The following is a 20,856-nucleotide window of genomic DNA, read 5'->3' on the forward strand; positions in this document are numbered from 1 at the left end:
ATGTTGGAACGGAAGGGGCTCAGTGGGCGAGACCGTTGCCGGTGAACAGCATGCCTCGCGTTCGGCAGTCGTGGCCGACTCAGACCATGACCGTTTGGCGGCCACTACGTCCGCGCTCGATGCAGCGGGCTTCCAGGTTTTTGCTGTCAAGGACACCGCTTCCATGGCCATCCATCTCCAGCAACACCGCCCGTCAGTGGTGGTGGCGGAGAACTCCCTCGCCCACGGACTCGGCAGCCCCGGAGTTCCTGTGCTGCTGATTCTGGATGCGCAGGAGTTCGTGGACCTTGAGGAAGTGGAATCCTGGCGTGTAGCTGACTACGTCATCAGCCCGGTGCGTGCCGGTGAGCTCGTCCACAGGGTTGAAACCCTGATCGGCCGGTCAAGGGAACGCGCACGCTCACGCGGCGAAATCGAAGCACTCCGGGAGAGCCTCCGGAACGTCTCGGCGGCAATCCGGCAGACCAATGACCCGCAGCTGATCGCAGAGCATGTGGTTCGCGGATTTGGCGAGGCCTTGGCCGTGGACCACGTTTGGTTCGCCACTTTTCGCGATGAACGAGTCCCCAGCATCCGGGCGCAATGGAACCGTCCAGGCCTTCCGCTGCTGCCCGCCAGACTCGGCGAGAGCGAAAACATCATCACCGAAACTGCCAACAGGCTGTGGGCCGAAGCAGACGTCCTCGCCGTGGTGGACCACCGGGAAAACCCCGACTCAAAGATCGCCAAGGCACTGCTGGACTGGTCCGGGGAACTCAAACCCGTTTCCACCGTGCTGCTTCCCGTTGGCGAAGGCGCTTCCGCACTGGGCATCATCCTGTTGTCCACTGTGCAAAAGCGGCACGACTGGACCCGTCCCGAGATCGCCTTGATGCAACACGTTGCCGGGAACGTAGCCCACGGGCTCATCCAAGGCCACCTCATCAGCGCTCAACAGCGCGTCCTGCACCAGCTGAGGCAACTGGACAAGGCCAAGACAGACTTCCTGGCCACCGTGAACCACGAGCTGCGAACACCGCTGACGTCCATCACCGCCTACCTGGACATGATCCAGGACGGTTCCGGGGGCCCGGTCCCCGAGGGCATCCGGAAAATGCTGGATGTCATCGCCCGGAACTCGGACCGCCTACGCAGGCTCATCGAGGACATGCTCACGGTCTCCATGCAGGACGGCAGCAACCTGGACCTCAAACCGGTTGATATCGACAAACTCCTCCAAGTGGTGGTGGCAACGCTCCGTCCGCTGGCAGAGTCCCGCCACGTTTCCGTGTCCTTCACGGAGGCCACCGAGGACATTGAGGTCACGGCAGACGAAGCAAAGCTGGAACAGGTGTTTACCAACATCGTGGCCAACGCCATCAAGTTCACTCCCGAGGGCGGCAGCGTGGGCATCACCAGTGCCATGTCAGCAACCGAGAACGGCCGGCTCTCAGCCCTTGTGCGGATTGCCGACAACGGCCTGGGTATCCCGGAGCACGATCTCCCCCATATCCTGACGCGCTTCTACCGGGCATCCAACGCCACCTCAGCGGCCGTGCCCGGCAGCGGACTGGGGCTGGCGATCGCCAACGACATCATTGGCCGCCACATGGGACGCATGGTGTTCGACTCCACCCTGGGCTCCGGGACCACGGTGTCCGTGGAGCTGCCGGTGGGAGGACCGTAGCTGGGAAGGTGCTGCTTTGTGGCTGTGACATCTGTGTCAAGGCCAGGCCTCAGAAATCTAAACCGCGGTCACTAATGCTCGACACGGAACGAAACAAACTGATGCCCCGGGCATCAGCCCGGGGCATCAATTTAGCTCAAGAGGCCTTGAGAGGCGCTCCCCCAATGTTTAGTTCGGCCACCAACCGATGCTGGTGGTGTTCGTCTTACCTGTGGTGGTGCTGTTCGGCCACCAGCCGATTGCCGTACTGTCCTGCGTAGGCTCGGCATTGGCCGGAGCAGCGAATCCTGTTACTGCCAGAACCGCCGCCATGAGCAGGGTTGCCGCAAATTTCTTCATCCGCTATGCCCTTTCGTACTGATGCGAATTTGTTGACTGTGACTTGAATAAAGTCACGGGGCAAACTATACGAGCTTTTCTTCCGCAATGACATGGATAATGGGCATATGCAAAGTCCCCACCTGGCCTCCCACCTTGTTGCCGGACTCAATGCACGCGCCAAATGGAAGGCGCGGGACTTTGACGAGGCCTTCAGGCTGGCAGCAGAGGCCGCTGAACTTGCCCGGGACGCCGGAGACGAACTCGCCTGGTGGAACATGCGTTACCTGCAGGCGGAGTGCCTCCGTGATCAGGGAAGCATCGAGGAATTCCTGGCGCTTGCGTCCACCCTCAATGATCACAGCCTTACCGCTTCCTCCCCCGAGCTTGGGGCGAAGGCACAAACAATGGTGGCCATTGGGCTCCAAGGTCTCGGCCGGCTTGCCGAAGCAGCAACCATGGCGGCCGACGCGGCAAAACTTGCTGCCACTGACCCGGATCTCCTCTACGTTCAGGTCCTGGCCCAGCGCGCCCTTATCGCGGCGTTGGCCGAGAGCCGACTGCTGGATGATGCGTGGCGGGAATGCCTTGTTCTGGAGACCCTGATTACCGATGACGTTGATGAGGACACAGCGGGTAAGGGTTACTGGGTGATTGGTAACGTTGCTTTCCTGGCTGACCGCGTTATGGACGGCGGCCGCTATCACGATCTGGCCGCCGAGAGACTTTCGCCGTCAAAGGACGTTGATTTGTGGGCACGCTTCAACCGTGCCTCTGCGGAAATGCGCCTGCAAGCAAAACTCGGTGACGCGGCCACCCTTCGTTGCATCGAGAGGGCAGAGCTCGCTACGGACATCGTGGGCGGTTCCGAGCGGGACCATCTGGAAATGTCCTTGGTCCGCGCCCATTGGAATTCCCTCATCGGTGATATGCAGGAAGCCCTGGCCATCCTCGAACCCCTTTGCGCGCGTTCATCCATTCTGGCCACCCAAACATCCGCCGAAGCGCACTTTCTATTCGCACGGACTTTGCTGGCATCCGAGAGAATTGACGAAGCGTTGGCTGCCTTCGAAGAAGCAGCAAAGCTCTTCGACCAAGCGGCCCTACCTGAGCGCAGCGCGGCCGTTCGCGAGTATCTTCGGCAAAGCGTCGAGCGCCGGGGCGGGCCGCACGGGGGGTGAGCATGTCTGAAGCAGAAATGTACTCCGCGAACGACCCCCGCTTAGGGCTGCTCCTTGAAGGCATTGTCAGGTTGGCGGCGGGCGACCTGAACACCAGGATCCAAGTCTCCGACGCGCGCGATGAGATTGACGCCGTGATCATGGGCACCAACCTCCTGGCCGAAGATCTCCAGATCGTCTACGAAGAGCTCGAGCAAAGGGTGCAGGCCCGGACACAACAGCTCAATGAGGCGCACCTGGCAATGCAGCGCATGGCGATGACCGATCCCCTGACCGGCCTGAACAACCGCTCCGCTTTCGCAACCGCCCTGACCAAGGCCCAAGCGAACGGCGGACAAGGCAACAAACGGCCGGCGATCCTCCTGCTGGATATGGATGGATTCAAGGCCATCAACGATTCCCTCGGCCACACCATCGGTGACAAAGTCCTGGAAACGGTAGCTAACCGGATCAGTGGCGCGGTTCGGGAACAGGACATGGTTGCCCGCATGGGCGGCGACGAGTTCGCAGTCCTTCTGACGGAGGTGACGCCCACGGAGGCCAGCGCCATTGGCAGCCGAATCCTCGCTGCCGTGGCGGGGGTGATGGAGATCGAGGGACAACATCTCCGCTGCGGGGTCAGCATGGGCCTCCGTATGGCCGACCCCGGCCAGCGGGCCGAGGAGCTCATGATGGAAGCGGACATTGCCATGTACGAGTCCAAGGCGGACGGGCGCGGCAAACTCAAGGTGTTCGCCGCTGACATGCTGCTCGCCAGGCAAATGCGGAACCAGCTGGTGGGCGAGCTCAAAGAGGCTATCGCCGGTTCCCAGCTGGTGCTCTACTACCAGCCCATCATCAGGCTGGACACCCGCGAAATTGAAGGTGTGGAAGCACTGGTCCGGTGGAACCACCCCACCCGCGGGATCATCATGCCGGACGAGTTCATCCCCATCGCCGAGGAAACGGGAATGATTTCCGATCTGGGCGGTTGGGTGCTCCGCACCGCCGTCGAGCAGTTAAAGCAATGGCGCAGCGACCCACTGACGGCGGGCCACAACTTCAGCATGCGTATCAACGTTTCGGCGGCGGACCTGCAGCGGCTGGAGTTCATTGAAGACGTTCGCGAAGCCTTGGCTTCAGCCGACCTGGATCCGTCGCTCCTGGTCCTGGAGCTGACCGAAAGTGCCGTCATCCAGGGCAACGATCTGGACCGTTACACGCTCAATAGCCTGCGCCGCCTTGGTGTGGGATTGGAAATTGACGACTTCGGCACGGGCTATTCCTCCATCAGTTACCTTCGCCAGCTGCCCGTCGACACGGTCAAGGTTGACCGGACGTTGCTTTCCGCCTTGGGCAGCGACCCGTCCCAGCCCGCCCTGCTGGCTGCTGTTCTGCAACTGATCCGCGCGTGCGGGCTGGCTGCTGTGTGGGAAGGCATCGAAAGCGCCGAGCAGGCCGAGTACCTGCTGAGCATCGGGTGCACCAGCGGTCAGGGTTACTACTTCAGCCGGCCACTGCCTGAAGCACAGTTGACCGAGCAGCTGAAGCATCACAAGACGTGGCCTGTCAGCTGATGGTCCGCGTCCATGGATGGTGCCGTGTGCGCCACTCCGAATCCAGAATCGCGTAGATGTTCTCTGTGGCCCACTGGCCTTTGTAATGCCAGTTGTCCACCAGCGTTGCTTCAAGCCGCATGCCCAGGCGCTTGCAAATGCCGGCCGAACCGTCATTGAGGGCGTCCAGCTTGGCCTCGATGCGATGGAAGGCCAGTTTCTCGAACGCCAGCTTCATGACGGCTTCCGCAGCCTCCGTGGCAATCCCGTGGCCGCGGGCCTCGGGATGGAGGATCCAGCCCAGCTCGCCCTGCCCGGTGCCCTCCAACCACTTCAGTACTACCTCGCCAAGCAGGCCGGGCTTGTCCTTATGCTCGATTGCCAAGCAAACCCAGTCTCCTTCCTGGTTGAATTCGAAGTTTGCGTACCGGCCAAGGACCTCCATGGACTTGGTTTTGGTCAGCTCGTTGCGCAACAGGAACCGGGCTGTTTCGGGCAGCGACTGGTATCCGTGGAACCGTTCGAGGTCTTCAGCTTCGAAGCGCCGCAGGACGAGTCGGTCGGTGATGATGGGAAGCTCAATTTCGGGCATGCTTCCGAGGCTACTAGCTACGGGTGAATCGTGGTCCAGTCTTGACACGTGGCGCGATCTGGGATTACCTAATGAACATTCGGTAAATAAAGCTGGAGGCAATGACGCATGGTTGAAACAACCCTCTCCGGTGCTCAGCACCACATCCTGACCAACGACTACGCGTCCGAATGGATGGGCATCGAGGTCCTCAAGCTCGACGACGGCCACGCCACCATCCGCATGCATCTCCGCCAGGAAATGCTCAACGGATTCGGCATGGCACACGGCGGAATGATCTTCGCCTTCGGTGACACCGCCTTCGCACTGGCCTGCAACCCGGCCAACCCCACGCCCAAGCAAGCCGCCAACATCACGGTGGCGTCCGGCGTCGACATCAACTTCATCAAGCCGGCGTTCCAAGGCCAAGTGATCACCGCCGTCGCAAACCGCCGCGCGAGCACCGGCCGAAGCGGCCTGTACGACATCCAGATCTATGCGGCATCCCCCGATGCAGCCCCCTCCCCCGAGGCGCCTGGGGAACTCATCGCTGAGTTCCGTGGCCGCAGCCGCACCATCTCCAAGAAGTAGGAAACCCATGACGCAGAACACTGTGGCCGCCCCCGCCACCTCCACGGCAGCTGCCCCCGTGCTGGACCGTGAAGAAACCATCTCCCGCGACGAACTGGAGGCACTGCAGCTCACCCGCCTCCAGCACACCGTGGCCTACGCCTACGATCGCGTGCCGCTGTACAAGCGGAAGTTTGATGAGGTGGGCGTACACCCCACCGACCTCCGCGAGTTGAGCGACCTCGGCAAGTTCCCGTACACCACCAAAGAAGACCTGCGCCTGGAATACCCGTTCGGCATGTTCGCCGTCCCGCAGGACCAGGTTGCGCGCATCCACGCGAGCTCCGGCACCACCGGCCGGCCCACCGTGGTTGGCTACACCAAGAACGACCTCGCCAACTGGGCAACCCTGGTGGCGCGCTCCTTCCGCGCCTCCGGCGTCCGCCCCGGCATGAAGGTTCACAACGCCTACGGATACGGCCTGTTCACCGGCGGCCTCGGCGCGCACGCAGGCGCTGAAGCGCTCGGCTGCACCGTCATCCCCATCTCCGGCGGCCAAACCGAACGCCAGATCCAGCTCATCCAGGACTTCAAGCCCGACGCCATCCTGGCCACGCCCACGTACCTGCTCACCATCGCCGACGCCATGCAACACCAAGGCATCGACCCCACGTCCACGTCGCTCAAGTATGCCGTTTTGGGCGCCGAACCGTGGACCGAAGAGATGCGCCACGAGCTCGAAACCACCATGAACATCAAGGCCTCGGACATCTACGGGCTCTCCGAGGTCATGGGCCCTGGTGTGGCCGGCGAAGCTGTTGAAACGCAGGACGGCTGCCACATCTGGGAGGATCACTTCCGCCCCGAGATCATCGACCCGTTCGACCACTCCACGGTCCTCGCCGACGGCGAACCCGGCGAGCTCGTTTTCACTTCCCTCACGAAGGAAGCGCTGCCGATCATCCGCTATCGCACCAAGGACCTCACCCGCCTGCTCCCCGGCACCGCACGCCCCGCGCACCGCCGCATGGGCCGCATCACCGGCCGCAGCGACGACATGATCATCCTTCGCGGCGTGAACCTGTTCCCGTCACAGATCGAGGAAATTGCGCTCCGCATCCCCGAGCTCAGCCCCCACTTCCAGCTCGAAATCACCCGCCCCGAAGGCAAGCGCATGGACTCGCTGACTGTGAAGATCGAGCGCCGCGAGAACGTCCCGTCCGAGGCAGGCACGACGGCGGCACACACCTTGCGTGAGCAGATCAAGATTCACGTCGGGTCATCTTGCGTAGTTGACGTTGTAGAGCCCGGCTCACTTGAACGGTCCAATGGCAAGCTTCGCCGGATCTACGACATGCGACCCAAAGGCTGAGCGCCGTCCACCACTGAGATCGTGAGAAAATGCCAGCATGCCTACTGAGACCACCACCAAGCGCGGACGGCCCGGTTATGACCAGCAGTCGGTGCTCCGCATCGCCGTCGACGTCTTCAACCGCCACGGGTACGACGCAACGTCCATGGGCATCCTGGCCGAAAATCTCGGGATCTCGAAGTCAGCCATCTACCACCACGTGCCGTCCAAGGGCGATCTGCTGAAGCTCGCCCTGGACCACGCCTTGGGCGGCTTGGAAGCCATCCTCGAGGAGCCGTCCGCTACGTCCGGTCCTGCTGATGCGCGGCTGGAGTTCGTGCTGCGGCAGACCATTGCCGTGCTGGTGGACCGGTTGCCGTTCGTGACCCTGCTCCTGCGCTTGCGGGGCAACACGGAGATCGAACGCGACGCCCTGGAACGCCGCCGCGCCTTCGACCACAAGGTGGCCGAGCTGATTGCCGCTGCCCGGGAAGACGGCTCCCTGCGCCAGGACATCGATCCCCGCACCGTCACCCGTCTGCTGTTCGGCACCATCAACTCGATCGTGGAGTGGTACAAGCCGGGCGGCTCTCTGTCCCCGGAGAAGCTCGCCGACGACGTCATCACCATGGCCTTCGACGGGCTTCACACAGCCGCCTGACGCTCTCTCACATCCCCCACCCTTCCGGCCAACCCTCTCTCACACCCCCGGTGGCGGGCATGACGAAGCCAGGTGCCGCCGTCGTCGTGAAGTTCCTCATGGCTGCCTTCGGCCGGAACGACGAAACGCCTTTCCGCATTGAAGCGGAAAGGCGTTTTGTCGTTGCTGCAAGAGCGTCCCGGCCAAACCCGAGGGATCTGCGAGAGGGACCCGGCCAAACCCGAGGGATCTGCGAGAGGGACCCGCTCAAACCCGAGGGATCTGCGAGAGGGACCCGCTCAAACCCGAGGGATCTGCAAGAGCGTCCCGGCCAAACCCGAGGGATCTGCGAGAACGACCCGGCCAAACCCGAGGGATGTGAGAGAGCGTCCCGCTCAAACCCGAGGGATGTGAGAGAGCGTCCCGCTCAAACCCGAGGGATGTGAGAGAGGGACCCGGCCAAACCCGAGGGATGTGAGAGAGGGTTACTTCTCCACGAGGGTCAGGACGTCGTAGGTGGCCACGATTTCGTCGTTCTGGTTGGTCAGGACGGCGTCCCAAGCCACCTCGCCGTATTCATCAGTCTCGCGAGGCGTGATCTTCTTGGCCGTCAGCGTGACCCGAATGGAGTCGCCGGCGGCAACCGGGGTGATAAAGCGCAGGTTCTCCAGGCCGTAGTTAGCCAGGACGGGACCCGGAGCGGGCTCAACAAAGAGTCCGGCAGCCCAGCTCAGGAGGAGGTAGCCGTGGGCCACGATGCCGGGGAAGAACGGGTTGGCTTCAGCGGCTTCCTGATTGGTGTGCGCGTAGAACGTGTCGCCAGTGGAGTTCGCGAAGGCAGCGATGTCCTCAAGCGTGACTTCACGGAGGTCCGAACGTACGGCATCACCGATGCGGAGCGTGGACAGGTGCTTCCGGAAGGGATGCTCGCCCTCGGTCTCCACGGTGAAGTTCCGGTCCGCGCCGGTGTGCCAGAGACCGGTAACCGCGGTCAGCATGTTCGGCGAACCCTGAATGGCCGTACGCTGCATGTGGTGCATCACGGAGCGGATACCGCCCAGCTCCTCGCCCCCACCTGCGCGGCCGGGACCGCCGTGAACCAAGTGCGGTACCGGTGATCCGTGGCCGGTGGATGAGCGCGCGTCTTCACGGTTGAGCATGTGAACGCGGCCGTGGTGAGCAGCGATGCCGAGCACCAGTTCCCGCGCAACAGCAGGATCGTTGGTGCATACAGATGCCACCAATGAGCCGGAGCCGCGGGCCGCCAAGCGGATGGCGTCGGTGAGGTCCGAGTACCCAATCACTGAGGAAACCGGCCCGAACGCCTCCAGTGAGTGCACTTCTTCGGCTTCGGCGTCTGCCCAGCTCAGGAGCACCGGAGACATGAATGCGCCGTCTTCCACCACGCCTACGGTGCCGCCGACGGAGGTGACCGACGGCGAATCGAGAGATCCGTACGCAAGCTCACCGCCGGCGTCGAGCATGGACTGAACGGCAGCACGAACGTCAGCGAGCTGTTCCAACGACGCCAAGGCGCCCATGGTGACGCCCTCGGCTCGGGGATCGCCAACCACGACGCGCTCGTTGATGCGCGCGCCGATGGCAGCCGCGACGTCGGACGTCAGCTCCTGCGGGACGATGACGCGGCGGATGGCCGTGCACTTCTGGCCGGCCTTGACGGTCATCTCGGTGACCACCGCCTTGATGTAAGCGTCGAACTCGGGGGTGCCGGGAACGGCGTCGGGTCCGAGGATTGCGGCGTTGAGGGAGTCGGTTTCGGACGTGAAACGGACGCCGCCCTGGACCACGTTCTTGTGGCCCTTCAGCGAGTTGGCAGTGGATGCCGAGCCCGTAAACGAAACGAGGTCGCGGTAGTCGAGCTCGTCCAGGATGGTGCGGGCGGAACCGGAAATCAGCTGGATGGAGCCTGCCGGAAGAATGCCGGACTCGACGATTGCCTTGACCGCCGCAGCGGCAACGTAGCCTGTGGGCGTTGCCGGCTTCACGATGGTGGGGACGCCGGCCAGGAACGCGGGAGCGAACTTCTCCAGCATGCCCCAGACCGGGAAGTTGAACGCGTTGATTTGGACAGCAACGCCGGGGATCCGGGTGTAGATGTGTTCGGCGACGAACGATCCGTCCTTGGACAGAGTCTCCATGGGGCCGTCCACCACAACCTGCGAGTTGGGCAGCTCGCGGCGGCCCTTGGAGCCGAACGTGAAGAGCACGCCGATGCCGCCATCGATGTCGATCATGTTGTCGATCTTGGTGGCACCGCTCTGCGAAGAGGATTCGTACAGCTCTTCGCGGCGCCCGTTGAGGTACATGGCAAGCTCTTTGAGCTTGAGCGCGCGCTGGTGGAACGTCAGCTTCCCAAGTTCAGTTTGCCCGGTGGTGCGGCCGTGATTGACGACGGCGGCAAGGTCCAGTCCGTCGGTGCTGACGTTGGCCAGGACCTCTCCGGTGCTGGCATCACGGACCGGGACTTTCTTGGCGTCGGGTGCCGGCGTCCACCAAGCATCCTGGACGTAGCTGGGGACGGTTGCAACGGCTGTGGTTTCCGGGGCGACTGCGGTAGTGGTCATCGTCGACGGGTCCTTCCAAGGCACGTGAAATCGGCACGGTCATTGCTGACTGGAGCCAACATTACTGACCGGCCGTTCGGTAATATATACAGGGTACATGAATGCCCGGTGGAGTACAGCAGGAATTTTTCCGCTTTGGAGGACGCAACGAAGGGCCGGCCTCCATAGTGGGAGACCGACCCTTCACATTGCTGACACACGCAGTATGGCTACGAGGGTCCGAACTTGGTGTTGTAGCGGAACATGAATGCGGCCATGGCATCACGGTTCACGGGGAGCAAAGGCTTGAACGCCTTGCCACCGGCTTCGGCCCAACCCGTGGAGATGCCCTGGGCTGCGAGCCACGTGATCTCCTTGTAGAACTGCGCCCCGACGGGAAGATCAACGAACGGCGAAGTCGCCGGGGCAGTGAACTCAGGCTGCTCAGCCAAACGGTACATGAACGCAGCCATGGCATCGCGGTTCACGGGCTGCAACGGCCGGTAGGTCTTGGTCTTGTCAGCCTCTTCCCAACCGGTGGTGATGCCCTTGTCTGCCAGCCAGGTGATCTCTTTGTAGAACTTGGCGTCTGTGGGGAGGTCAGCGAACGGTGACACAGCAGGCGGGGTGAACTCAGGTTCGCCCAACAACCGGTACATGAATGCGGCCATCGCGTCACGGTTTACCGGAGTCAGCGGCTGATAGGTCCTGGACCCATTGGCTTCCCAACCCGTGGAAATTCCCGCATTGGCCAACCAAAGGATTTCATCCTGGAACTGAGCTCCGAGGGGAACATCGTCGAAGCCCCGGGTACCCTGCGTTGCAGTCGCGTAACTCAGTGTCCCAAGATTTGTGTTCTGGCCTACGAACGAGGAAACAGACCTGGCGTTCGTTGCGTTGAGGACATTTCCGGAGTAGATCGGGCCAGCCCCCTCGGGCTCAGCCGACACAAAGTAGAGTCCCGTGGTGAGGCCAGTGACATTGAAGGTACCGTCTGCTGCGGTGTAAGAAAACCGAGTCACAAGCGACTCGTCCTTGGTGTAAACGTTAACTCGCACGCCGCTCAGGGGAGCTCCTGTGGATCCCAGGATCTTTCCGGTAAGAGTTCCGCCCTGGCGAACGGTTGCGTTGACACTGTTCAGGGTCTGTCCGGCGGCTACGGTCACCGGCGTTGCGTTAGCAGCGCCTCCGGACTCGGGGAGGTCCTTATAAAGCTGTGCCTCGTACTTGGACACGAAACCCTTGGTCCGGTTGAACTGAACCGTGTACGTGCCAGGCAGCAGGTTCTTCAGCGCGTAGGTGGTCTGGGAGGTTTCCATGACCGTTGACGCTGCAACAGTGCCGTCTTGAGCAATGGCAGTAATGCTCATGCCCGGACCACTCATAGTGGGGCCAGGGGCGGGGGCACCCGCGATGGAGCCGCCGATAGTGGCAGCCGCAACGGCAGTGTCCTGGATACCAGCGAGCTGCTGTCCTTCAGTAACCGTTACTGACTGTGAGCTGCCGACTCCCGCAACACCGCCATGCCACATGTTCGCCCACCCGCTCTGGGCTTGGAACTGAATCTTGTAAGTGCCCGGCGCGAGGCCACCCACCACATAGTTTCCGGAGTCCGAGCTTTGGAGAAACGCATTTCCCGCGTAGCCGCTGTTCGCGTAGTCGGGACCCTTGATGACGTTGACCTGACCGGTAAAGGCAGCAGAGCCAGCCGGAACGGAGACCTTTCCGGAAATGAAGGCTGCTGGCTTCAGGGTCTGGTTGATGCCCGTGGTGGTGGCACCCGGTGAAACGTTGACGAGCGTTTTTGAACCATCCGGAGAGGTTGAATAGTGAGCATTCACCACCGGCGACGGCTGGAAGGGGTAGTTGAAGTTGACCCAGACGTTGCCTGCGGGAAGTCCACTAACCGTAAACGTTCCGTCCGAGGCCACATTCGCCGTTTGATAATACCCGACTTCGGGGCCGGCGAAGACAGTTATCTTGGACGCGTCAACGCCCGCCGGTACGGTGACCGTTCCTGAAATGCTTCCCGTAGCTGCTGCAAACGCCGGGGATGCGATCCCGGCAGGCAGGGCGCCCAGGACGAGTGCCGCTAGTAGTGTGATTGCGAGCCGAAAACGGCCGCGAGAATAACCCCTCATGGGTCCCCCATGTTTCATGCGAACGAAGGGGCCGCAAATGGCGGCCCCTCGCGATCCTAATGCAGGGAACGGGTAATACTAAACGCCGCATATTTGTGAAGTGAGAAAACGCTTCGCAGACGATTAGCCCCGCCTGAGCAGCTTCCGCATCAAAAGCATGGGCTTCTTCAAGAACTCCCCCACACTCGTCCGTACAACAACGGTCTGGCTCAGCGCCTCGAGACGCTCCAGGATGTGGTCGAGCTTGGCAGCGGACTCGTCCAGGCGTCGCTGCTGCGCGACAATGAGTTCTTCTTGCTCCGACAACACCCGCGTCAGGTAAAGCATGGTGCCAAGTCCGCCCTGCGCGGCCTGGTCACGGAGATAGTCGTCGCGAACCAAGGCATCGTATTGGGCATGTTCTGCGACCTTAGCGAAGATGCTGTTGCTGTGGTGGCCATCGGATTGGGGCCGCTGCGACCAGAAGGCGAGAGGTTCGCCGTCGAGGAATCCAACGCGCGAGTGGCTCAGCACGCGGAGGTGGAATTCCCAGTCCCCCACCACGGGCAGGTTCTCGTTGTAATAGCCCACGTGGTCGTGAAGATTGCGCCTGTACAGGAACGAAATGGGAACGGCACGGTTGATCTTGAGCATGTCAGCGAGCGTTATTTGCCGCATGTCAGCCCAAAAGATTTCGCGGCGGATGGGCTCGATCGCGCCGTCCACAAGCTCTTCGATGACGATTTCCGTCCGCACCATCACGCCGCTTTCGGCAGCGTGCGCGGGGTCGTCAAGGTAGGCCACTGTTCGGGCCAGAAATTCAGGGGCCCAGAAGTCGTCGTCGTCGTGGATCACCACGAACTCGCCGGATCCTGCCTTGAGACCGGCATTCGAGGCCCCCTCCATGCCAGCCGATTCAGCGTGGTGAAGCGTCGTAACGCGGGATCGCTCGGCTTCCGACCGCTGGGAGATGAGGTGGTCCACGTCGGCAGGGTTGCCGCCGTCGTTGACAATCACCAGCTCGAAGTCCTGGAACGTCTGGGCAAAGATGTCGTCCAAGGCGCGCTCCAGGAAAATGGGTCGGTTCTTGGTTCGGGTCACGATGGTGACGCGGGCACCGGAAGTCATTGCGGATCCATTCATTTCGGAGACGAGTCAACTCTGCATGTTAGCAGCGCTGGTGACCCCGAGCTTGGCCCTGACTGCCGCCAACTCCGCCTCGGAAACGCCGTTGGACCTCAGATACGCGGCTACATCGATCGAAGCAAGGAACTCGCGCAGGCTGGCTCGCCGCCGGGTCAGCATTGCCTCAAGGTCCTCCTCGGACAGATACGGATCGTGCGCATGCGGCGCCCCGTGCGTGCGATGCCGCTCGTTGATGCCCCGCGCCGCGAGCTCGTATCCACGCACAATCTCCTCATCACCAACCCCCGCCAATCGCTGCAGGAGCAAAGCGATCACTCCGCTGCGGTCCCTACCCGCGGAGCAATGAACCACCACCTTGCCGGGTGAGGCCGCAATAACTTTGAAGACTGCCGTTATCTTCTCACCGAACAATTCCAGGTAATCCGCATACTGCGCGGGGTCCTTGAGGTACGGGCCAAAAAGCTCGCTGTAGTCCCTATGGTCCGGATCTTCCGTTGGGCAATGCACGACGTCGATCCGCGCCTTCACCTCGTCCGGCACCTCGGGATCGGTGTCGCGTTGCCGCCGCTCGCGCGAGGCGCGGAGATCGATCACGGTGCGGACGCCGTCGTCGTACATCTGCTGCCAACCGGCTTCGGTAACCCATTCATGGCGACCCATGCGATACACATCCCCGGCGATGCGCCACGCGTTCACGGCGCCGTCCCAATGGACACCGTGGTGAGCTGAAGTAGTCCCGTCCATAGGAGGTAGCTAAGCACATTGGCGCCTTGGTGTGGGAAGTGAGAGAGGGTCGCGCAAGCACGCGGGAAGTGAGAGAGGGTCGCGCGCAAGCACGCGGGAAGTGAGAGAGGGTCGCGCGCAAGCACGCGGGAAGTGAGAGAGGGTCGCGCGCAAGCACGCGGGATGTGAGAGAGGGTGGGGGGTGGGTCTTGCGGAGGCTGAGTGACCCATGTCATACTCGTTCTCGATGCGCATCGACGATACGCATCGACAAGCCACAGGAACTGTTCTGCAGAGAGCACAAGGAGGTCAGGCCATGCCCACCAGCAAGGACGTTGCCCAGGCCGCCGGAGTAGCTCAAAGCACGGTGTCCTATGTACTGAGCGGCAAGCGGCCGATTTCCGAGAAGACCCGCAAAAAGGTCGAGGCGGCGATCGAACAACTGACGTACCAGCCGAATGCCGGCGCCCGCGCCTTGGCGGGGCGCAGGACGCGCGTCATCGGGCTGGTCATTCCGTTCATTCCAGAACTGGAAATGGCCTCCCTCATGGAATTCGTTTCCGTGATCGCATCGACAGCGAGGCAGTTCGATCACGACATCCTGCTGGTCACCGAAGACGAAGGGGCCGCGGGGCTCCGCCGTGTTGTCGGTCAGCAGATCTGCGACGGCCTGATCCTCATGCAAGTGGAAGACGAGGATGAACGGCTCCCGGTCGCGCGGACGCTCAACGTCCCCGTGCTGCTGATCGGCATCCCCCGGGATCCGTCCGGCCTGGTCTGCATAGACGCAGACTTCGAAATGGCAGGCGAGCAATGCGTCCGCGACCTGGCCGCAGCCGGCCACAACGTCATTTCGATCATCGAATGGCAGCCAGCCGTCGTGAACCGGCACGTCAATTACGTTGACCGGTTCATGCGCGGAGCCGATGGGGCCGCCGAATCCCTGGGAGTGGCAGTTCAGCACTTTCCGGGAGGCGCGGATGTTGCCATCATCGCGGATTCCGTAGACAAGGCACTGGCCGCCACAGACGGCGTGCCAGCCTTCATCGCACCGGACCGCACCATTCAAGACATCCTGCGCCGTGCCCTCGCCGCCCGTGGACTGACTCCCGGCAAGGATGTCTCCATCATCGGCAGCGCTTCTCCCACCCTGGCCGAACTACAACCCGTGCCACTCTCCACGATTGATCTACGCCCGAGGGAAGTATCCCGGCGGGCAGTGAAAATCATTTGCGACCTCCTCGAAGCCGACAACCAGGGACCACACGAATCCTTGGAACTGGTACCCACGGTCATCACGCACCGTTCAAGCACGCTCCGCCCACCCCACGGCAGCTAAGTCCCCTCTTTACGTACCCGCTTTACCTCCGTTTCCGAACTCATCGATACGCATCGTCGATACGCATCGATAAATCGATTCCCAGAAAAGGAACAGACAATGAAGTCAGCACAAAGGACATCCCGTCCACTCGCTTTGGCTATGGCCGCCATGGTCGGCCTGCCGTTGGCCCTCTCCGGCTGCGGTTCCTCCACAGCCGCATCCTCCACCGAAGCCGTCACGGAAATCTCAGTGATGGACTACTACAACAACGAGCCGGACAAGTCCTTCATCGGCGATGCCCTGACCAAGTGCGGCACCCAGCTGGGCGTCACCGTCAAGCGGGAGACCGTCCCCGGAAAGTCGCTCATTTCCAAGGTTCTCCAGCAGTCCTCCTCCAAGACACTCCCGGACGTCCTCATGTTGGACAACCCGGACCTGCAGCAAATCGCGGCCACAGGTGCGCTAGCTCCGCTGGCCGATTTCAAGGTCAGCACGGAGAACTTTGCTGAAGGCGTGCTGAGCGCGGGCACCTACAAAGACAAGGTGTATGGTCTGGCTCCCACGGTGAACACCATCGCCCTTTTCTACAACAAGGACATCCTGGCCAAGGCCGGCGTCACTCCCCCTACTACCTGGGATGAGCTCAAGGAGGCCTCCGCAAAGCTCACTGCAGGAGACCAGTACGGACTGGCATTCAACGCCAACCCCACCTATGAAGGCACTTGGCAGTTCCTTCCTGTCATGTGGTCCAACGGCGGCGATGAGAAGAAGATCGACACCAAGGAGACCGAGCAGGCGCTCCAGCTGTGGACCGACCTGGTCAAGAGCGGCTCCGTCTCTTCCTCTGCCCTCAACTGGACCCAGGCTGATGTGAAGGACCAGTTCCTGGCCGGCAAGGCCGCCATGATGGTCAATGGGCCGTGGCAGATTCCTGCTTTGGACAAGCAGCCCACCCTTCAGTACGGCGTAGTGAAAATTCCGGTACGGGAAGCCGGGCAGACGTCGGTGGCTCCGCTCGGCGGCGAAGTGTGGACGGTTCCGCAGACTGGCAACAAGGCCCGGCAAGCCAAAGCAGCAGAGATGGTTGCCTGCTTGAACAGCGACGAGAACCAACTCGCCATGGCCACAGCCCGCAACACCATCCCCTCCAAAACCACGCTCTCGGACAAGTTCGCCAGCGACAACCCCAAGCTCGCAACGTTCACCGAACTGATCAAGACTGCCCGCGCACGCACCGGCCAGCTCGGAGAAGAATGGCCCGCACAGGCCACCAAGATCTACACAGCCATTCAGTCTTCACTCACGGGCAACGCCTCACCGGCCGACGCACTCAAGCAAGCCCAAGGTCAGTAGGCAGCTGCCATGTCATTAGCAACTGATCTACCTCATTCAAAGGGGCAGACTACCGGCGGGGCCGCCAAAACTCACGGCTTAGGGACCGGACAGCCAGCCCCCAGACGCCGCACCCGACAACGCCGCGAGCGCCTCTTCCAGTGGCTCTTCCTGGTTCCCGCAGTGGTGTACATGACGTTGTTCTTCGGCTATCCCGTAGTCAAGAACGTGGTCATGAGTTTTCAGGAATACACCACCTCCACGTTCTTCACCGGAGAAGCCCCCTGGGTAGGGTTCGCCAACTACGTGACTGTACTGTCGTCGTCGTTGTTTTCAACGTCCCTGCTCAACACCGTCTTGTTCACCATCGGCTCGATTGTGGGCCAGTTCGTGATCGGCCTTGCGTTGGCGATCTTCTTCCAGCGCAAGTTCCCGCTCAACGGCATCCTGCGGTCCCTGCTCCTGCTTCCCTGGCTCCTTCCCTTGATCGTCTCCAGTGCTGTGTGGCGGTGGATCCTGGATAAAGACAGCGGCGCTCTCAACCGCTTCCTTGGAGACCTCGGCATCATCGATACCGGTATTCCGTGGCTCACCAGCACCTCACTGGCCCTCATCGCGGTGGTGGGTGTGAACATCTGGATCGGCATCCCGTTCAACATGACCATCCTCTACGGCGGACTGCAGGAAATCCCGGACGAACTGTACGAGGCCGGGTCCCTGGACGGTGCCACCGGGTGGAAGGCCTTCCGGCACATCACCTGGCCCATGCTGCGGCCAGTAGTGAGCGTGGTCCTGGTGCTCGGTGTCGTCTACACGCTCAAAGTGCTGGACATCATCCTGGGACTAACCAACGGCGGGCCGGCCAATTCCACCCAGACCATCGCCACGCAGTCGTACAACCTGTCCTTCCACGAATTCAAGTTCGGTGAAGGCGCGGCCCTGGGCAACGTGTTGGTCATCATCTCCCTGGTCTTCGCAGTGCTGTACCTGCGGGCCAGCCGACGCGCAGTGGACGAGTGAGGACAGCATGACAACCACACTGAAAGCCCCCACGCTCCGGCGTAACAACCCACGAGCTACGGGACGCAAGAACTGGGGCTACACGGCACTGGCCATCTTCTTCCTGGCCATCATGCTGTTCCCCGTGTATTGGATGGTCAACGCCTCCTTGCAACCCAACGGCACCACCTTGGAAACCTCGTGGTTCCCGCTGAAGCCCGACTTCACCGGTTACGCCACAGCCATCAACGAGCAAGCGGGCAACCTGGGAACCAGCCTCATCATTTCGCTCGGAAGCGTGGCGCTGAGCCTGGCCATCGCCGCCCCGGCCGCTTACGCTTTGGCCTACTTCAAGGTCCGTGGCGCGGGAGTGGTCCTGTTCGCGATCCTCATCAGCCAGATGATTCCGGGGATCGTGGTGGCCAACGCCCTGTACACCGCGTACAACGATCTGGGCCTGCTCAACTCCATTCCAGGTTTGATTCTGGCTGACTCGGCCCACGGCATCCCGTTCGCGATCCTCATCATCCGGGCGTTCATGAACGGCATGCCGGCCTCGGTGATCGAGGCCGCACGGGTGGACGGCGCCGGACACGTCCGGGCGTTCTGGTCGATCGTGCTGCCGCTCAGCCGAAACTCATTGATCACCGCCGGGCTTTTCACCTTCCTGTTCGCGTGGAGTGACTTCCTGTTCGCGCTGACGCTGACCACCACCGAAGCCGTCCGACCCGTCACCTTGGGCATCTTCCAGTACATCGGCGCCTATGTGAACGACTGGAGTTCGGTCATGGCGACGGCGGTACTCGCCTCCATCCCGGCCATCGTCCTGCTGGTCGCGGCCCAAAAATACATCGCCGCCGGCACCACCGGCGGTGCGGTCAAGTAGACCGCCCTCCCACACCTTCAAGGAGAAAATCATGACTGAAAGCAAGCCCATCCGCGTCACTGTGTGGTCCGAGAACCGCCACGAAAAGCGCGACGAACTGGTGGCACGCCTCTACCCGGATGGTATGCACGGCGCCGTCAAGGCGGGCATCGAGGAGAACCTGGGTGCCGCCGTCGAGGTCCGGACCGCAACCCTGGATGAACCGGAACACGGCCTCACCGAGGAAGTCCTTGGCAACACCGATGTCCTCACTTGGTGGGGTCACATGTCACATGCCGACGTTGAGGACGAGATCGTGGAGCGCGTCCACCGGCACGTCCTGGCCGGAATGGGCCTGATTGTGCTGCATTCCGGGCACTGGTCCAAGATCTTCACCAAGCTCATGGGCACCTCGTGCACCCTGCGCTGGCGCTCGGAACAGGACCGCGAACTCGTGTGGACCGTGGACCCCACACACCCCATCGCCAAAGGCATCCCGCACCCCATCGAGATCCCGCAGCAGGAAATGTACGGCGAGTTCTTCGACATCCCCACCCCCGAGGAACTGGTGTTCATCAGCTCGTTCAGCGGCGGCGAGGTGTTCCGTTCCGGCTGCACGTTCCGCCGCGGTCACGGCAAAATCTTCTTCTTCAGCCCCGGCGACCAGGACTACCCCGTCTACCACCACAAGGACGTGCGGCGGGTCATCGCCAACGCCGTGGAATGGGCCATCACCGATCGTCCGGAACGCGCTGTACCGGAACTGCTGCGTTACGAGACCGGCGACTTCTTCAACGGCAAGAGCTACCAGGGAGCCAACGCGTGAGCACGCATTTCGCCACCATTCCCGACGACGGCACTCCCCTTCGCGTCGTGGTAGTCGGCGCCGGGGGCATGGGCCGCGCGTGGCTGCGGACGGTGGAATCGTCGCCGTTGGTGGAACTCGCGGGCATCGTTGACCTTGACCTTTCGGCCGCCACCGAAGCGGCGGCGTCCCTGGGCCGTCCCGACCTCCCGGTCGGTGCCGGTACAGCAGCAGTGGCGTCCGACGTCGGAGCCCAGGCCGTCATCAACGTCACCGTTCCTGCCGCGCATCATCCGGTCACCACCGAAGCGCTGGCCGCAGGCTTGCCGGTCCTCGGTGAGAAACCAGTAGCTTCCACTGTGGCCCAGGGGCTTTCCTTGGCGGCCGCCGCCGAGCTCCATGGTCAGCTGTTCATGGTCAGCCAGTCCCGGCGGTACAACAAGCACTTGTTCTCCGCCAAACACCTATCGTCAACTTTGGGTGCCGTTGGCATTGTGTCCGCTGAGTTCTTCAAGGCCCCGCACTTCGGCGGTTTCCGGGACGCCATGGACCACCCACTCCTGCTGGACATGGCCATCCACCAGTTCGATATGGCCCGTTTCCTGCTGGACGCCGACCCCGTCTCAGTGTTCTGCGAGGAGTACAACCCTTCGTGGAGCTGGTACCGCGGAGACGCAGGGTCCACGGCCATCTTCGAGATGACCGGCGGCGAGCGCTTTGTGTTCACGGGCAGCTGGTGCAGCCCTGGACAGGAAACATCATGGAATGCGTCGTGGCGGATCGGTGGCGAGCACGGAACTGTCCTTTGGGACGGCGACAACGAACCAGTATCTTCCGTTCCATCGGATGCCGGGTACTCTGAGGACCCCGGCCAGGAGATTGCCGGCTCCTTGCGGGACTTCGTGTCCGCTGTGCGCACCGGAAGCACGCCCATGGGACGTGTGCACCAGAACATCATGAGCCTGGCCATGGTGGAGGCGGCCATCCTCAGCGCTTCCACCGGTGCACGTGTTTCAGTCGATTCGCTGCTGGAAGACTCGTACCAACAAGCAATCCTGGCTGAGCGCGATCCCGCCGTGTTGGAGGTACTCAAGTCCTGGACCTCGGTGAGGAGTGCCCTGGCCGGCGAAAGCGTTGCGCTGTGACGGG

Annotated in this window: 18 protein-coding genes; 12 read left to right on the top strand and 6 right to left on the bottom strand. The window is 62.1% G+C overall.

Annotation, left to right across the window (positions count from 1 at the left end):
* Positions 1-22: 22 nt before the first annotated feature.
* Entirely contained in the window at positions 23-1,666 is a 1,644-nt protein-coding gene (locus ARUE_RS16885) for an ATP-binding protein (RefSeq protein WP_011775863.1), read from the top strand.
* 168 nt (positions 1,667-1,834) lie between these two features.
* Here the strand turns inward: ARUE_RS16885 and ARUE_RS24175 are convergent, their stop codons facing one another.
* Positions 1,835-2,005 carry a hypothetical protein gene (locus ARUE_RS24175; RefSeq protein ID WP_017199100.1) on the bottom strand — a complete coding sequence of 57 codons (171 nt, stop codon included), beginning with the start codon at positions 2,003-2,005 and terminating at the stop codon, positions 1,835-1,837.
* A gap of 107 nt (positions 2,006-2,112) precedes the next feature.
* Between ARUE_RS24175 and ARUE_RS16890 the strand changes: the two genes are divergently transcribed.
* Both ARUE_RS16890 and ARUE_RS16895 read left to right on the top strand, forming a co-directional pair.
* Entirely contained in the window at positions 2,113-3,165 is a 1,053-nt protein-coding gene (locus ARUE_RS16890) for a hypothetical protein (RefSeq protein WP_014922597.1), read from the top strand.
* A gap of 2 nt (positions 3,166-3,167) precedes the next feature.
* The gene (locus tag ARUE_RS16895; protein WP_014922598.1) at positions 3,168-4,721 is read left to right on the top strand and encodes a putative bifunctional diguanylate cyclase/phosphodiesterase; all 1,554 of its coding nucleotides are present in this window, start codon (positions 3,168-3,170) and stop codon (positions 4,719-4,721) included.
* Here the strand turns inward: ARUE_RS16895 and ARUE_RS16900 are convergent.
* On the bottom strand, positions 4,714-5,292 hold the full coding sequence (locus ARUE_RS16900) for a GNAT family N-acetyltransferase (protein ID WP_011775867.1): 579 nt from the start codon (positions 5,290-5,292) through the stop codon (positions 4,714-4,716). The genes ARUE_RS16895 and ARUE_RS16900 overlap by 8 nt on opposite strands.
* Before the next feature lie 108 nt (positions 5,293-5,400).
* Between ARUE_RS16900 and ARUE_RS16905 the strand changes: the two genes are divergently transcribed.
* Genes ARUE_RS16905 through ARUE_RS16915 form a run of 3 tightly spaced genes read left to right on the top strand, consistent with a single transcriptional unit; the run spans position 5,401 to position 7,853 of the window.
* Positions 5,401-5,862, top strand: a complete 462-nt coding sequence (locus ARUE_RS16905; RefSeq protein WP_011775868.1) for a hotdog fold thioesterase — start codon at positions 5,401-5,403, stop codon at positions 5,860-5,862.
* A 7-nt stretch (positions 5,863-5,869) separates the two neighbouring features.
* Entirely contained in the window at positions 5,870-7,213 is a 1,344-nt protein-coding gene (paaK, locus tag ARUE_RS16910) for a phenylacetate--CoA ligase PaaK (protein ID WP_014922599.1), read from the top strand.
* A gap of 37 nt (positions 7,214-7,250) precedes the next feature.
* Complete coding sequence (locus ARUE_RS16915; RefSeq protein WP_014922600.1) at positions 7,251-7,853, top strand: TetR/AcrR family transcriptional regulator; 603 nt, start codon at positions 7,251-7,253, stop codon at positions 7,851-7,853.
* Positions 7,854-8,317: 464 nt separating this feature from the next.
* Here ARUE_RS16915 and paaZ read toward each other — a convergent pair whose 3' ends face one another.
* The 4 genes from paaZ to ARUE_RS16935 form a co-directional block, all read right to left on the bottom strand.
* Positions 8,318-10,417, bottom strand: coding sequence for a phenylacetic acid degradation bifunctional protein PaaZ (gene paaZ, locus ARUE_RS16920; protein WP_014922601.1), 2,100 nt, complete (start codon positions 10,415-10,417; stop codon positions 8,318-8,320).
* Between the two features lie 209 nt (positions 10,418-10,626).
* On the bottom strand, positions 10,627-12,537 hold the full coding sequence (locus ARUE_RS16925; RefSeq protein ID WP_014922603.1) for a carboxypeptidase regulatory-like domain-containing protein: 1,911 nt from the start codon (positions 12,535-12,537) through the stop codon (positions 10,627-10,629).
* Between the two features lie 123 nt (positions 12,538-12,660).
* Positions 12,661-13,644, bottom strand: coding sequence for a glycosyltransferase family 2 protein (locus ARUE_RS16930; protein ID WP_286139793.1), 984 nt, complete (start codon positions 13,642-13,644; stop codon positions 12,661-12,663).
* 27 nt (positions 13,645-13,671) lie between these two features.
* Positions 13,672-14,406 (bottom strand): tyrosine-protein phosphatase, encoded by a 735-nt coding sequence (locus ARUE_RS16935; RefSeq protein ID WP_014922605.1) that lies wholly within the window; start codon positions 14,404-14,406, stop codon positions 13,672-13,674.
* 295 nt (positions 14,407-14,701) lie between these two features.
* Between ARUE_RS16935 and ARUE_RS16940 the strand changes: the two genes are divergently transcribed.
* From ARUE_RS16940 to ARUE_RS16965, 6 genes are all read left to right on the top strand, one after another.
* Positions 14,702-15,724 carry a LacI family DNA-binding transcriptional regulator gene (locus ARUE_RS16940; RefSeq protein WP_011775874.1) on the top strand — a complete coding sequence of 341 codons (1,023 nt, stop codon included), beginning with the start codon at positions 14,702-14,704 and terminating at the stop codon, positions 15,722-15,724.
* A gap of 99 nt (positions 15,725-15,823) precedes the next feature.
* Positions 15,824-17,059, top strand: a complete 1,236-nt coding sequence (locus ARUE_RS16945) for a sugar ABC transporter substrate-binding protein (protein WP_014922606.1) — start codon at positions 15,824-15,826, stop codon at positions 17,057-17,059.
* 9 nt (positions 17,060-17,068) lie between these two features.
* A complete protein-coding gene (locus ARUE_RS16950) occupies positions 17,069-18,058 on the top strand; it encodes a carbohydrate ABC transporter permease (RefSeq protein WP_014922607.1) in 990 nt (329 codons plus the stop codon).
* A 7-nt stretch (positions 18,059-18,065) separates the two neighbouring features.
* The gene (locus tag ARUE_RS16955; RefSeq protein ID WP_014922608.1) at positions 18,066-18,923 is read left to right on the top strand and encodes a carbohydrate ABC transporter permease; all 858 of its coding nucleotides are present in this window, start codon (positions 18,066-18,068) and stop codon (positions 18,921-18,923) included.
* Between the two features lie 31 nt (positions 18,924-18,954).
* Positions 18,955-19,728, top strand: a complete 774-nt coding sequence (locus tag ARUE_RS16960) for a ThuA domain-containing protein (protein ID WP_014922609.1) — start codon at positions 18,955-18,957, stop codon at positions 19,726-19,728.
* On the top strand, positions 19,725-20,852 hold the full coding sequence (locus ARUE_RS16965; RefSeq protein WP_014922610.1) for a Gfo/Idh/MocA family protein: 1,128 nt from the start codon (positions 19,725-19,727) through the stop codon (positions 20,850-20,852). Before ARUE_RS16960 ends, ARUE_RS16965 begins: the two co-directional genes overlap by 4 nt.
* Positions 20,853-20,856 lie beyond the last annotated feature (4 nt).

It is taken from the genome of Arthrobacter sp. Rue61a, assembly GCF_000294695.2.
Classification (GTDB): Bacteria; Actinomycetota; Actinomycetes; order Actinomycetales; family Micrococcaceae; genus Arthrobacter; species Arthrobacter aurescens_A.

Excerpts from the sequence above, each read along its gene's own strand:
- ARUE_RS16955 (WP_014922608.1), top strand. The coding sequence starts at position 18,066 with ATGACAACCACACTGAAAGCCCCCACGCTCCGGCGTAACAACCCACGA.
- ARUE_RS16960 (WP_014922609.1), top strand. The coding sequence starts at position 18,955 with ATGACTGAAAGCAAGCCCATCCGCGTCACTGTGTGGTCCGAGAACCGC.
- paaZ (WP_014922601.1), bottom strand. The coding sequence starts at position 10,417 with ATGACCACTACCGCAGTCGCCCCGGAAACCACAGCCGTTGCAACCGTC.
- ARUE_RS16935 (WP_014922605.1), bottom strand. The coding sequence starts at position 14,406 with ATGGACGGGACTACTTCAGCTCACCACGGTGTCCATTGGGACGGCGCC.
- ARUE_RS16930 (WP_286139793.1), bottom strand. The coding sequence starts at position 13,644 with ATGACTTCCGGTGCCCGCGTCACCATCGTGACCCGAACCAAGAACCGA.
- paaK (WP_014922599.1), top strand. The coding sequence starts at position 5,870 with ATGACGCAGAACACTGTGGCCGCCCCCGCCACCTCCACGGCAGCTGCC.
- ARUE_RS16915 (WP_014922600.1), top strand. The coding sequence starts at position 7,251 with ATGCCTACTGAGACCACCACCAAGCGCGGACGGCCCGGTTATGACCAG.
- ARUE_RS16900 (WP_011775867.1), bottom strand. The coding sequence starts at position 5,292 with ATGCCCGAAATTGAGCTTCCCATCATCACCGACCGACTCGTCCTGCGG.
- ARUE_RS16895 (WP_014922598.1), top strand. The coding sequence starts at position 3,168 with ATGTCTGAAGCAGAAATGTACTCCGCGAACGACCCCCGCTTAGGGCTG.
- ARUE_RS16890 (WP_014922597.1), top strand. The coding sequence starts at position 2,113 with ATGCAAAGTCCCCACCTGGCCTCCCACCTTGTTGCCGGACTCAATGCA.
- ARUE_RS24175 (WP_017199100.1), bottom strand. The coding sequence starts at position 2,005 with ATGAAGAAATTTGCGGCAACCCTGCTCATGGCGGCGGTTCTGGCAGTA.
- ARUE_RS16925 (WP_014922603.1), bottom strand. The coding sequence starts at position 12,537 with ATGAGGGGTTATTCTCGCGGCCGTTTTCGGCTCGCAATCACACTACTA.
- ARUE_RS16940 (WP_011775874.1), top strand. The coding sequence starts at position 14,702 with ATGCCCACCAGCAAGGACGTTGCCCAGGCCGCCGGAGTAGCTCAAAGC.
- ARUE_RS16945 (WP_014922606.1), top strand. The coding sequence starts at position 15,824 with ATGAAGTCAGCACAAAGGACATCCCGTCCACTCGCTTTGGCTATGGCC.
- ARUE_RS16905 (WP_011775868.1), top strand. The coding sequence starts at position 5,401 with ATGGTTGAAACAACCCTCTCCGGTGCTCAGCACCACATCCTGACCAAC.
- ARUE_RS16950 (WP_014922607.1), top strand. The coding sequence starts at position 17,069 with ATGTCATTAGCAACTGATCTACCTCATTCAAAGGGGCAGACTACCGGC.